9 protein-coding genes are annotated in these 13527 nt (G+C 37.1%); 7 read left to right on the forward strand and 2 right to left on the reverse strand.

Features of this window, described 5'->3' with window-relative positions; all coding sequences use genetic code 11:
* Positions 1-212: 212 nt before the first annotated feature.
* The 7 genes from EV144_RS24465 to bglX all read left to right on the forward strand — a co-directional run bounded on the left by EV144_RS24465 (position 213) and on the right by bglX (position 9149).
* A complete protein-coding gene (locus EV144_RS24465; protein ID WP_166670594.1) occupies positions 213-392 on the forward strand; it encodes a LuxR C-terminal-related transcriptional regulator in 180 nt (59 codons plus the stop codon).
* Positions 393-1277: 885 nt separating this feature from the next.
* Entirely contained in the window at positions 1278-2282 is a 1005-nt protein-coding gene (locus tag EV144_RS16920; protein ID WP_134150344.1) for a DUF1852 domain-containing protein, read from the forward strand.
* A 29-nt stretch (positions 2283-2311) separates the two neighbouring features.
* Positions 2312-3340 carry a methionine synthase gene (locus EV144_RS16925; RefSeq protein ID WP_134150345.1) on the forward strand — a complete coding sequence of 343 codons (1029 nt, stop codon included), beginning with the start codon at positions 2312-2314 and terminating at the stop codon, positions 3338-3340.
* Between the two features lie 101 nt (positions 3341-3441).
* Complete coding sequence (locus EV144_RS16930; RefSeq protein ID WP_134150346.1) at positions 3442-4434, forward strand: bile acid:sodium symporter family protein; 993 nt, start codon at positions 3442-3444, stop codon at positions 4432-4434.
* Positions 4435-4592: 158 nt separating this feature from the next.
* Positions 4593-5675 (forward strand): alkene reductase, encoded by a 1083-nt coding sequence (locus tag EV144_RS16935; protein ID WP_134150347.1) that lies wholly within the window; start codon positions 4593-4595, stop codon positions 5673-5675.
* 235 nt (positions 5676-5910) lie between these two features.
* On the forward strand, positions 5911-6372 hold the full coding sequence (locus EV144_RS16940; protein ID WP_134150348.1) for an Lrp/AsnC family transcriptional regulator: 462 nt from the start codon (positions 5911-5913) through the stop codon (positions 6370-6372).
* A gap of 527 nt (positions 6373-6899) precedes the next feature.
* Positions 6900-9149, forward strand: a complete 2250-nt coding sequence (gene bglX, locus EV144_RS16945; protein WP_134150349.1) for a beta-glucosidase BglX — start codon at positions 6900-6902, stop codon at positions 9147-9149.
* A gap of 144 nt (positions 9150-9293) precedes the next feature.
* Here bglX and EV144_RS16950 read toward each other — a convergent pair whose 3' ends face one another.
* Positions 9294-10922: an RICIN domain-containing protein gene (locus EV144_RS16950; protein ID WP_134150350.1), complete on the reverse strand. Its 1629-nt coding sequence runs from the start codon at positions 10920-10922 to the stop codon at positions 9294-9296.
* A 127-nt stretch (positions 10923-11049) separates the two neighbouring features.
* Entirely contained in the window at positions 11050-13494 is a 2445-nt protein-coding gene (locus tag EV144_RS16955) for a carbohydrate-binding protein (protein WP_134150351.1), read from the reverse strand.
* Between the last annotated feature and the right edge of the window lie 33 nt (positions 13495-13527).

Raw genomic sequence — 13527 nt, forward strand, 5'->3', positions numbered from 1 at the left:
TGAAAATTTACGTTACTCATTTTATATATTGCTGATAAATTGGTCTGCATAAAGACCTCTCCTGGGGGAGGCGCTCTGAGGGTACTGGCCATTGATACTGACATTACTCCATTAATAGACAGCTGCAGACCTGTACTCTCATTGGCCTGCAAGACGAGCCTTCCTTTATTGATATAGAACTGCAGTCCGTTTTTAAGCCTGCAAAGCAGATATTGACAAATAGGGAAAAAGAAATATTGAAATATCTCATTCAAGGGTACAACAGCAAAACTTTATCAGAAAAACTCTTCTTGAGTATCCAGACCATCAGTACCCACAGACGCAATATATTGAGAAAAACACAGACAAAAAACACTACCGAAGTGATCTCTAAGGCAATTAAGGAAGGCTGAATTTAAATTCCAGCAAAAGCGAAGCGATGAGCTGAAAACATTTGATTTGCCAAACAGGCCTGATTAATATTAAAAAGACCCCCTCAGGGTGGCTCTTTCATGAATCTTGTTAATTTACACGCTTGACAGATAGTTTGTCAAGACAAAAGTAAGCCACCGTATTTATTGTATTAGGTAGAATCAGAATCTGTTGAGGCCGTTTGGAAAATTAATATTTTACATTTCCTAAAACTGCCAGATTAGTTGTATTGATATTAATCCAGCCTGTAAGCATCATCAATGATTATCCATTGTAGTTTCTAGAGATTGTACTAAAATTTATCATCTACAAAATCTAAACAGCAAAAAATGCCTTTTATTTTGATGCAGGTTTTATCAAGTCTCTGGTTATACCCCACAAAGTTTTTTCCCTTTTTCATCTCCGACTCAATGATAGGTGTTAACTTATAAACCCATCGCTGAATCGTGACAGATGTGAGAGAAACATACAATCATTGTATCCATTTTTTACCATTTACAATTTTATTTTTCTATCATAACTTTCTTTTTCAAATTTTTTGATTCTTTAATAAACAGGTGAATCATATAAATAGGCAAGCCTTGCAATTTCTTTGGCTGTTTATTTAGCAACTTTTTGAAGCACCTGGCAGTTTCAAATCAATCCTATATAAGTCTGTAAAGAGAAATTATCTGTTTTCATTCATTATAACATTTCAAAAAAGATTATTAATCTTTAAAAATATAAACTTATAGCTAAATTATCTTATAATAATTCATTATTTGACTTATTAATCTTTTATTTTGAAATTTGCAGTATAAATAACTAAAAAGATTAGATGTAAGCGATCATATTAGCAGATTCAAGAATAAACCAAAAAGAAATATATGGAAAACACTCAGGATACCCTCAAGTATGATTTTGCATTCAAGCTAGAAAGCACTTGTTTAGATGAAAACTATCACCCCTTAAGTCAAACGCGTCTGACGACCAATTTTGCAAACTTGGCTAGAGGAGATAATCGTCAACAAAACTTACGTAATGCCTTAAATATGATTAACAATCGATTCAATGCATTGGCTCATTTGGATAATCCTAAAGCTGATCGTTATCTTGTAGAACTTGAAATCATCACAGTAACGATGAGTATTGATGATAAGAATGGCATCAACAATCTGCCGTTGATTGAAGTTTTAAAAACAAATATTTTTGACCGTAAGACTAACCAGCGTATCGAAGGTATCGCCGGAAATAATTTTTCTTCTTATGTTCGTGATTATGATTTCAGTATTTTATTGATCGAGTACAATAAAAATAAACCTAATTTTTGTATTCCTGAAAATTTTGGTGATTTGCATGGAAAACTTTACAAGTGCTTTGTGAGTTCAGCCACTTACAAAGAGCACTTTAAGATGTCACCGATAATTTGCCTAAGTGTATCGAGCAACAAAACTTATACTCGTACTGAGTATCAACATCCCGTTTTGGGTTTTGAGTATCTGCAGGATCAGTATTCACTCACTGATGAATATTTCTCTAAAATGGGTTTAAAAGTTCGTTTTTTCATGCCTCCGAACAGTTTGGCACCAATGGCTTTTTATCATTCCGGAGATCTGCTTGCTGATTATACTGATCTTGGACTAATCAGCTCAATCAGCACCATGGAGACTTTCCAAAAGATTTATCGCCCTGAAATTTACAATGCAAATTCAGCGGCTGGGAAAATCTACCAGCCTAGTCTTAAACACGAAGATTATTCACTGACTCGGGTGGATTATGACCGCGAAGAGCGAAGCCGACTTGCCGTTGAACAAGGTAAATATGCTGAAGAGCATTTCATTAAACCTTACAAGAACGTCTTAGAACAATGGTCTGCCAATTTTGCTATTTAATTAATACAGCACATTAAAAATATTTTGTTATGAAAAAATTAGTACCGACTTCAATTGTTGGAAGTTTACCCAAACCTGCCTGGCTTGCACCACCTGAAAAACTCTGGTCGCCTTGGAAATTAGAAGGAGAGCAGCTAATCGAAGGAAAACAGGATGCTCTGCGTATTTCTCTGCATGAACAGCAGCTCGCAGGGGTAGATATCATTAGTGATGGTGAGCAGACACGCCAGCATTTTGTAACCACTTTTATCGAGCATTTAAGCGGCGTAGATTTTGAAAATCGTAAAATCGTAAAAATCCGTGACCGTTATGATGCAAGTGTTCCAGTTGTTGTTGGAGAGGTTGCACGCCAAAAAGCAGTTTTTGTCGAAGATGTCAAATTTTTACGTAAACTGACAGATCAACCTATAAAATGGGCATTGCCTGGCCCGATGACAATGGTAGACACCTTATATGATGATCATTACAAGAGCCGTGAAAAACTGGCATGGGAATTTGCGAAATTGCTCAATGAGGAAGCAAGAGAACTGCAGGATGCCGGGGTAGACATTATCCAGTTTGATGAACCTGCATTTAATGTGTTCTTTGATGAAGTAAACGATTGGGGAATGGCAGCATTAGAACGCGCCATTGAAGGTTTAAAATGTCAAACTGCGGTACATATCTGTTACGGTTATGGCATACAAGCGAATAATGACTGGAAAAAGACATTAGGTTCAGAGTGGCGTCAGTACGAGGAAATTTTCCCTAAAATTCAAAAATCCAATATTGATATTGTGTCGTTAGAATGCCACAACTCGCGCGTGCCTTTTAATTTAATTGAACTGGTTCGCGGTAAAAAAGTAATGGTTGGTGCAATTGATGTGGCAACCAACACTATCGAAACACCGGAAGAAGTCGCTGACACCCTGCGTAAAACTCTTGAGTTTGTAGATATCGAAAACCTTTACCCTTCGACAAACTGCGGTATGGCGCCTTTGTCCCGAAATGTGGCAAGAGGCAAGTTAAATGCCTTAAGCGCAGGAGCAGAAATTATACGCCGAGAATTTGGGATATAGTCACAATCTACAATGCGTTCCGGGATTACAGTTTTAGGAAAAACTCCATTATCAGCCAGATTGGCTTTAAAAAATTCTAAATTGACATACTAAAGATCAAATTGAAAAAGTTATTACAAGTATTTAGCAAAGCAGGTTTCGACGGTTTCCTGTTAATGATAGGCATCATGATCCTGTTGTCTTATTTTTTGCCTCAGCCAGGAATGGTCAAAAAACCTGTTTCGCTGGAGGAAATTGCCAATGTAGGCGTATCGTTTATTTTCTTGTTTTATGGTTTGCGACTGAGTATTGAAAAACTAAAAGCCGGGCTTGCCAACTGGAAAATGCACATCGTCGTCCAGTTAACAACCTTTTTGTTTTTTCCGCTCATCGTTTTGGCATTTCGGCCATTGTTCATTAACAACGGCTTGGAGCTGCTTTGGCTGGGTATATTTTTTCTGGCAGCTTTACCGTCTACAGTTTCCTCTTCTGTGGTCATGGTTTCCATCGCCAGGGGCAACATTCCCGCAGCCATTTTCAATGCGAGCATTTCAAGTTTGATAGGTGTAGTGGTTACGCCGATCTGGGTTGGGCTGTTCATCGCTTCTGCAACAGGCGATTTTGATGCCACTGAAATCTTTATAAAGCTGATTCTTCAAGTCCTGTTGCCTGTCATCATAGGTATAAGCCTTAACTCCCGTTTTGGCGCCATTGCCGAAAAATATAAGAAACAGCTCAAATATTTCGATCAGGGAGTTATCCTCACCATTATTTATACCTCGTTTTGTAAATCATTCTCCCAGCATCTTTTTGAAGGCTTCACCGCTCTAGAACTTGCTGGACTTGCTGTAGGGATGATTGGTTTGTTTTTCGCTGTATTCCTTTGTGTTGGACTGCTCAGCCACTTGTTTGGCTTTTCAGTTGAAGATCGTATTACTGTTTTATTTTGCGGGTCTAAAAAGTCATTGGTACACGGCACGGTCATGTCAAAAGTACTCTTTCAGCATAGTACCATAACCGGCATCATATTGTTGCCACTTATGCTTTACCACGCCTTTCAATTAATTGCCGCCAGCATCATCGCTCAGCGTATGGCTCAACGGAAAGAAGTGTAATTTTTATAGAAAAAACTTCAATAAGTGGATTGACAAAAAATATCTCCCTCAGATGACGTAGATGATCTGCATCAGCAATAAGTCTAACCACAGAAGAATTTGTAGATGATGTTTAGCTGTTTGTCTTTGACCAGCAATAACAATTTTAAAAAAGCGGTATGAAACTTTTAGAAAAAACACAGTTAGGCGGTGTCAGCCTAAAAAATAGAATGGTCATGGCTGCAATGACCAGAGGCCGTACAGACATAAATGGCTTGGTGGGTGATATGACAATAGAATACTATAGCCAAAGGGCAAGCGCAGGTTTGCTGTTTACCGAATCCATAAGAATCAGTGAAGAAGCTACCGGCAGTCCGCTCACTCCGGGTATTTTTAACAATCAACAAATTGACGCATGGAAGAAAGTAACAGCAGCAGTACACGATAAAGGCGGTGTTATTATAGCTCAGCTTTGGCACACCGGACGCATGGGGCATTCTGTAGACAGGAACGGCAGACTCCCTTTCGCGCCATCACCCCTGCCTATAAGGGGAATGCAGCATTTTACCTCCCAGGGTAAGAAAGATTACGAAATACCTCAGGAAATGACAATCCAGGAAATCAAGCAGACTATAAAGGACTACGGCCACGCCGCAAAAAATGCTATAGCTGCAGGTTTTGATGGGGTTCAGCTTCATGCTGCCAACGGCTATCTGCCCAACCAGTTTTTAGCTGAAAGTGCCAACCAAAGGACAGATGATTACGGCGGCAGCATTCCTAACAAAGCCCGCTTTGTACTGGATGTGATGCAGGAATTAATCAGTGCGGTGGGAAGTGAAAAGGTCGGTATTAAATTATCTCCTTACCATCCCTATGGCGATATGATACTGGATGACCCTGCCACCACCTATACCTATTTGATTGAAGAACTGAACAAACTGGACTTTGCCCATGTGGAACTCATGAGACGCAGTTCCAATTTCCCTTCGCCTGAACATTATGTCGCTGAAAACGAGATTGAATTCTTTGGAAGGAAAATACGTCAGACACTTATTGCTAATTCAGGATATGACAAGGCTTCTGCCGAAGCAGAACTTGAAAAAGGTATAGCAAAGCTTATTTCCTTTGGCACGTTATACATCGCAAATCCTGACCTGCCTGAACGGTTTGAAAAAAATGCCACGCTTAATAAACCGGACAGGGCAACAATGTTTGGGGGTGGTAAACATGGTTACACTGATTATCCACTTTGGAACGAATAAAACTCCTTACAATATAGACCGGTAAACCATACCAATACCCTAAAAAAAAAAGCAATTTCAATGTGAACTTCATACTGAAACATTAATCAGCTCAATTTGCTGCGAAAAGTCACCAAATACAACTAAAAAGCTACCAAATATTATTATTTAAGCGTATTCAGCTGTTTTAAAACACAAAACGAGGGTTATTTGCTTTTTTGCGTGTATTTTTGAAACTTAAAAAGATTTTTATTCCATGGAAGAACTCGATAACACCGATCTACTTTTGCTGAAAATATTGGGTAACAACTCAAGTTTTACCATCAAGGAACTGGCCGCGCAGGTAAATCTTTCGCCAACTCCCGTGCTGCAGCGTGTAAAGAAGCTGGAAAATAATGGGTACATCAAAAAATACATCGCTTTGATTGACCATGAGAAATTTGGACATGGATTTATAGTTTTTTGCAATATAAAGCTCAAACAGCACGATCGTAACATAGGCCACAGCTTTGTCGAGGATATTATGAAAATTGATGAAGTGGTGGAATGTTATAATATTTCAGGAGATTATGATTTTATCCTTAAAGTTTTTGCTAAGGATATGAAACATTATCAGAATTTCGTCTTTAATAAATTAGGTTCTGTTGAAAGTATTGGCAGTACGCACAGCACTTTTGTAATGTCGGAAATAAAAAACCTTCACAACATAAATCTATAATACATCGCTAAAAAAAAGACGTGTCTATGTCTGGACTTGTTACATTCATTGCACAAAAAGCTGATACAATTTTTACTGATCTTTCTCCGGATTAATTTTTATGGCAGAATTGTGGCACTTCATTTTAAAGAAAAACTAAAATCAGTAAAATAATATCTATAGCATTCAGGTTCGAATCGATTTAGGACTTTTAAGTGGGTAAATTTTAAAGCCTGCAAATCTTAAGATTTGCAGGCTTTTTGTTTTTGGCATTTTCATTATGGAAAAATCGTGGCAGATTACTTTTTGCAAATGTTAAACCTAAATAAAATAACCACAATCAAGTTGTAACTCCCTTTTTTTTCCAAAAAGGGAGTTTTTTTTTTAAGATATAATTACTTGGAAATAAAACAAAAAATTGCAACAAAAAATCAGGGTATTAACATTCTGTCCTGTATTATAAAAAACTAAATCTTGCAGAATGTAATTTTCAATTTGAAACGATAGATTTAGGAATGTCTAAGTTGAATCGATTTTAAAATTAAAAAATGAAATACCCTTACTTTTCTCTAGTGTCTGTATTGCTTTTAAACTGTTTATCGTGGACATCTTGTTATGCTCAGGATAAAAAAACAGAAGAGAAAATAGAAGTTTTGCTTGCCCAAATGACCCTTAAAGAAAAAGTTGGCCAAATGAATCAGCTCAACGGACGTAATCCTTCTGATAAATTATATCAGCAGATCCGAAATGGTGAAGTGGGTTCAATATTAAATGCAGAGAATCCCGAATTAGTCAATCAATTGCAGAAAATAGCAAAAGAAGAATCCAGATTAGGAATTCCACTGGTAATTGCGCGAGATGTGATTCACGGTTTTAAGACTATGTTTCCAATTCCTTTGGCGCAGGCTGCTTCATTTGATCCTGAAATTGTAGAAATTGGTTCTCAAATAGCGGCCAGAGAAGCATCAGAAAAAGGAATTCGCTGGACTTTTGCTCCTATGATGGATATTGCAAGAGATTCCCGCTGGGGAAGAATTGCCGAAAGTTTTGGCGAAGATACTTATTTATCTGAGGTTATGGCCGTGGCTATGGTGAAAGGTTTTCAAGGAAAAGATTTGTCTAATCCTTCTTCTATTGCAGCGTGTGCCAAACACTTTATTGCTTATGGCGCATCAGAAGGCGGACGGGATTATAATTTGACAAACATAACGGAAAGACAATTAAGAAACATCTACCTTCCTCCTTTTGAGAAAGCTTTAAAAGAAGCTCATTGTGCTACTATAATGACTTCTTTTAATACAAATGACGGTATTCCTGCCAGCGGAAATGATTTTTTACTGAGAACTGTTTTGAGAAAAGAATGGGGATTTAACGGTGTCGTAGTTACCGATTACAATTGCCTTCGAGATATGGTGCGAATAGGCTTTAGCGAAGATAATAAAGATGCAGCTATGAAAGCTGCCAATGCCGGAGTAGATATCGAAATGGCTTCTGGCACTTATGTTCAAAACATCGAGGCTTTGATTGCAGAGGGAAAAGTCCAGCAGCAAACAATCGACGATGCCGTTCGAAATATATTGCGTTTAAAGTTTAATCTGGGTTTGTTTGAAAATCCATATGTGAACTTAAAAGCGAAATCTACTATTTATTCAGAAAGTCATTTGCGGGCAGCAAAAAAAGCAGCCGAAGAATCTTTTGTTTTACTGAAGAATAAAAATAACATACTGCCATTAAACGATAAAATAAAAACGATCGCGATTATTGGTCCAATGGCAGATGCTCCGCACGATCAAATGGGCACGTGGGCTTTTGACGGGGAAAAAGCGATGACACAAACGCCCTTAAAAGCTTTGCAGAAAGAATACGGAAAGAATGTGAAATTTATTTATGAACCAGGACTTGCCTTTAGCAGAGATAATAATAAAGTAAATTTTTCTAAAGCTGTAACAGCAGCTAAACAGTCTGATGTTGTGCTGCTGTTTCTTGGTGAAGAAGCTATTTTATCCGGTGAAGCACATTCTCTGGCAGAAATAAATTTAAAAGGTGCACAATCAGATTTAATTGAAGAATTGAGCAAAACGGGAAAACCAATCGTTACTATGATAATGGCTGGAAGAGCTTTAACTATCGAAAAGGAAGCAGCACTTTCTGATGCGGTTTTATATTTATGGCATCCCGGCACGATGGGCGGACCCGCGGTTGCCGATATTTTATTTGGAAAATCAATTCCGAGCGGTAAACTTCCTATTACTTTTCCTAAGTATGTCGGACAGATTCCGGTTTATTACAATCATGATAAAATCGGAAGACCTGCTAAAAAAACAGAAACTTTATTGAAAGATATTCCGCTTGAAGCGAAACAATCTTCTTTAGGTACAACCTCCTATTATCTGGATGCTGCTTTTGATAATTTATATGATTTTGGATATGGGTTATCGTACAGCACTTTTGAATATTCAAACCTTACTTTATCAGCAGCTATTTTAACAAAATCAGATGTTTTAACGGTAACTGTGGATTTAAAAAATATTGGAAAATATCAAGCAGATGAAATAGTTCAATTGTACACAGAAGATTTATTCGGCTCGACCGCAAGACCAATAAAAGAACTTAAAGATTTTAAGCGAATCAATTTAAAAGCTGGAGAATCTAAAAAAGTGGAATTTAAACTTCCTGTTTCAAAATTGGCTTTTTGGAATATTGATAATATTTATACTGTTGAACCAGGAAAATTTAGCGTGATGATTGGCGGGAACAGCTTTGATGTATTACAGCAAGATTTTACTGTTAAGCCTTAAAAAGCACTACTTAAAAAACATAAATCAAATAATAATTTACTTGTAGAATAATTTAGGTTCGATTGATAAGCTGACCAAAATTTATAAAGCTTTAAATATTATTTGATTATGCTTTTTTCATAGTTTTAAAAATATATTTTCAGTTTAATTCTTTATAAATTTTAAAGCTTGTTTGTTATTTTCACCAATTCTAATGAAATATGTTCCTCTCTTTAAACTGCTGATATCAATTTTAAAATCATTTGATTTCTCTAGAGATTTTAATTTTAATTGTGCCTGCCCGTTCATATCTAAAACAACTATTGCTGTATAGGCAGGAACATTTGTTACAGTCACAATATTAGAAGAAGGGTTAGGAAATATTGTTGTTTTATTTGATTCGTCTGTATTCAAAATAGTATTTCTATCAGCATCCAGACTTTCAATTTCACTTGCTTTTTTAAGGGCTGATCCCGTTGCTGTTAAACTCCATTGTCCATGCAACTGATTATTATCGTCATATTGATTGAGGTTTTCACCATTAGTAGTATAGCCGCCATAGACTTCAATAATGCGTCCGCTGTGAGCTGCTTTTAGTTTATAAAAACCATTATCTGTAGCCAGTAAAATATACTGTTGATTCAATCCGTTATTAGAAGTCCATTGTGTCAAATTAACAACATTATTTGTATTTCCTCCACCAATATCGAGTGCTTTTCCAGACAGCACACTTGTTATTTTGTAAGCACCATCGCCAACATCCGTAAAAGTAAATTGCTGATTGTTTGCGCCAGATCCATTCCACTGAATAATCGCCGCGCCGTCGGCTAAACTTCCGCCATATACATCCATGTATTTACCGCTTTTTCGGTTTTGAAGAGAGTATGTTCCATTTTTGCCCGTAACTCCGTTTGCCCGTACTTTTATGGAAGTTATAACATTATCCCATGTACCAAGACAGGTGTTATCGCTTGTAAGTGTTATGCTGTTTCCTGAAAAATTATCATTGGCATACCCTATAACTTTATAACCTGCAGGAACTTTTATGGATGAAATATCATCATTAGAAATTCCCTGAGCACTTAATGCGCTGAAATTATAATCGCCGATACCCAGTTTTATAGCATAACCTCCATAAGTACAGTCATGATAAAAAGTAGGCAAAGCTGCTGTAATAATGTTGAAAGCCGTATTTGCCAAAACTAATGCGCCTGCTGCATTAGGATGAAGATTATCATTAAACAATGTATTTCTCTGATTTTTTGTTGGTGTATTAAAATCTATAATAGTGGCATTTTTATTCAGGCTTATTTGTCTGATAAATGGGATAACTTCGTTTTGCGTATTATTAATCTGAGCCGTATCTCCAAAATTAGTTGCAGGCAGGCATACATAAATTTTTGGATTGCGTCCGTTTTGCCTAAACTCATCTATCATTGCCGCATAATCATTGTAGAAATCGTTCTTGTAAATCCAATTACTCGGATGCGCATCGTTGGTACCTAACGATATGATTAGAATATCAGGATTAAAGTTCTTGGCATTGGTAAAAGAGCCTGTATTCCAATAAGGGCTTCCGGCTTTCTTAAGCATGGTCGTTCCGCTTACACCGCAATTTAAAACCGAATATTTACTGCCTAACATTTTGTTAAGCTGAGCCGGCCATGCCTGAGTACCAGGATCAGATAATGTATAACCCGCTGTAATGCTGTTACCAACACAGACAACTCTTATCTGTGACATCATAAAAAGAGGTAATAGCAAAATTAATAATGAGTGTTTTATTTTTTTCATAGTAATGAAGTTTTGGTAAATGAATATGGGTTTATAAAATTTGCATTTATAAATAGTGGACGTATTTGTGATAGGATTGAAAGATTCTTTCCTAAAACAAAAACGTCCACAAATTGAAGTTTATCTCTTATTTAACCAATAGTTTTTTTGTTGAGACTTTATTTTTAGATTGCAGCGAGACGATATAGATTCCGGTTTTCAAAATCGCACGACCATCAATTGTAATGGTATTTTCACCTTTAATATCTTTTGAATAAATCAAAAATCCGGTGCTGTTGAAAATTTGTATCGAATCGTATTTTTCATCTTTAAGTTCAATATTAAGAACGCCTTCGCTTGGATTAGGATACATATAAAATCCAGTAGAATCTACTGCAGAATCAACCTCTGGCGCTGTAACAGCCATTCTACTGGCAACTTGCGACTGTGCTCCATTAAGTGTTGGAATAGACAGATAATCTACATTTAATTCTGTTGTGTTTTCAGAATCTCTAAGTTCAATTGTATTATTTCCCTGAACAAGCGGTAAGGTGATACTTTTTACAGAAAAGCCCACTACATTAGAACTTATTGCGCCTATTCTTGTACCATTTGCGTAAACTCCCATATTTCTTGTACTCACAGCCGGAACTCCTACATTAAAAGAAGCTGCATAATTTCCTGATGCAGGGGCTGGTACTGTCCAGACAATTTTACCGCCAGACTCCATATCAACATATTGACCTGTTGCTCCGTTATTAATTGTGCCGTTTGTAATCGCTGCATTTTCTGCCTGAAATAGCGTTTGTGCACTTGTATTGGTTACCACAAAATTTTGTGTACTCTGTGCACCGCAGGCATTGGTGTATTTTGCTGTATAAGTTCCAAATTGGTTTCCCTGAATATTATTAAGCGTAATTTCACGATTGGTAGATGTGTAACCATTTGGTCCCGTCCAGCTCCATGTACCGCCTGTTGTTGGCTGTGGGCCAAAACTAACATTACCTCCAGCATTTAAGGATGCATTTGCTGTTTGTGTCCACACTCCGTTTATACTTACGTAAGGAACTATTGCTGTTGCTGTACAACCTGTTTGTGTCGCACTCCACCAGTTAAGATTCCAGCCATTTGCTTTTGCTAATAATCTGATAGATTGGATTCCTGCTGTTAAATTTACCGTAGTACTTACTGTAGTCCAGGTTGTCCAATTTCCTGTCGGCGGTAAACTTGTAGTAGCCAGCGTAACACCGTTTTGTTGAAATGCTACCGAACCAGTACCTGTACCACAGGTTCTGTAGTTAATAGTATAACTGCCAGAAGCTGGTACATTAATTACATAATCAATATAATCGTTTGCATCAATCCAGCTTACTACTCTATTGCCGTTGACATCTGTTGAAGGTTCGGTTGAAACTCCATTCATTAAATGATAATTCTCAGCCTGAATTGTATTCGGAATGGATTGTAAAACTGGTGTTACTTGCTGAATTGTTACACAACCAGTAAGTTCCATAGCCATAAAATCGTAACCAGAAGTTTGTGTCGGGGTAGAAAAATTATTGTGTGTAAAATTATAATCAGTTCTTCTATGACTCCAGGCAGCATCTGCATTGGCTTTTAGAAACGGATAATATTTATTCCAAAGATAATTTTCGTTTGCCAATTTTGCGATACCTCGTGCTAATTGTTCGCCGCCAAAACCACCGTTCCAAAATTTATCTTCTGTCATAATACCGCCAGACAAAGAATTAATTTTGGCAATATTTTTATCGGCAACTCTTACTGCATCATCATAATACATCTGCTCTTTTGTTATTTTATAAAGAGAGGCTGCCGAATTGGTTAAAAGTCCATAATTATAAGAATTGTCATCTCCGGAAAAATTGCGGGTTGCATCTGGGTAATAACCTTCGTAAACTCTTCCTGTATTCGGATCCCACAAATGGGTTCTTCCCCATGCATAAATCTGCTTGCATTTATTTAAAATATCGGCACTTGTTGCAGGATCTGAAGTTGCCAGAGTTTCGACCATCAAACAACCCGGAATAATCTGAGGCCAGTTGCTTAAACCACATTTTCCTCCGTCGGGAATCTGATTGTTATCTTCCCAAATTCCGCCATTAAAAGTATTGTCCCATCCGCGGTCAAATACTCTGTACCAATTGTCTACGGCAACATCACGGAAAGTTGTATTTCCTGTAATCTGATAACCGCGTATGCAGGCAATCATTGCCCATTGCAGGTCATCATTCCAGGAATCCCATGTCCAAACCGTTAAATCCTGAGCAATTAATTTTGTCAATAAATCAGAAATAAACTGTTTGCGTTCGTCACTTGGCGATCTAAAATAAGCATCTTCAACTGTTGTGATTAAATACGCCTGCTGCCAAAAGAAAGCTCTTTCTCTGTTTGCCAAAGTCTGGCAGAAATAGGGTGTTTTGTTTCCGTCTCCGGAATTGATCAAGAATGCATCCCGCCAGCCATTATAAACCGTATCGGCATTCGGATTTGGAATTTGTGCATGTGAACATAAAGGACTTAAAATCAGAAGTCCGAGCATCAAAAATTTAGTAATCTGTAATTTTTTTTTCATAATAATTAATGTGGTTTTTGTTAATAGTTATAT

It is taken from the genome of Flavobacterium sp. 270, assembly GCF_004368785.1.
GTDB lineage: Bacteria > Bacteroidota > Bacteroidia > Flavobacteriales > Flavobacteriaceae > Flavobacterium.

What these genes read in the sequence shown, in the direction of transcription:
- bglX (WP_134150349.1), top strand. Translation starts at nt 6,900, where the DNA reads ATGAAATACCCTTACTTTTCTCTAGTGTCTGTATTGCTTTTAAACTGT.
- EV144_RS16940 (WP_134150348.1), top strand. Translation starts at nt 5,911, where the DNA reads ATGGAAGAACTCGATAACACCGATCTACTTTTGCTGAAAATATTGGGT.
- EV144_RS16950 (WP_134150350.1), bottom strand. Translation starts at nt 10,922, where the DNA reads ATGAAAAAAATAAAACACTCATTATTAATTTTGCTATTACCTCTTTTT.
- EV144_RS16925 (WP_134150345.1), top strand. Translation starts at nt 2,312, where the DNA reads ATGAAAAAATTAGTACCGACTTCAATTGTTGGAAGTTTACCCAAACCT.
- EV144_RS16920 (WP_134150344.1), top strand. Translation starts at nt 1,278, where the DNA reads ATGGAAAACACTCAGGATACCCTCAAGTATGATTTTGCATTCAAGCTA.
- EV144_RS16955 (WP_134150351.1), bottom strand. Translation starts at nt 13,494, where the DNA reads ATGAAAAAAAAATTACAGATTACTAAATTTTTGATGCTCGGACTTCTG.
- EV144_RS16935 (WP_134150347.1), top strand. Translation starts at nt 4,593, where the DNA reads ATGAAACTTTTAGAAAAAACACAGTTAGGCGGTGTCAGCCTAAAAAAT.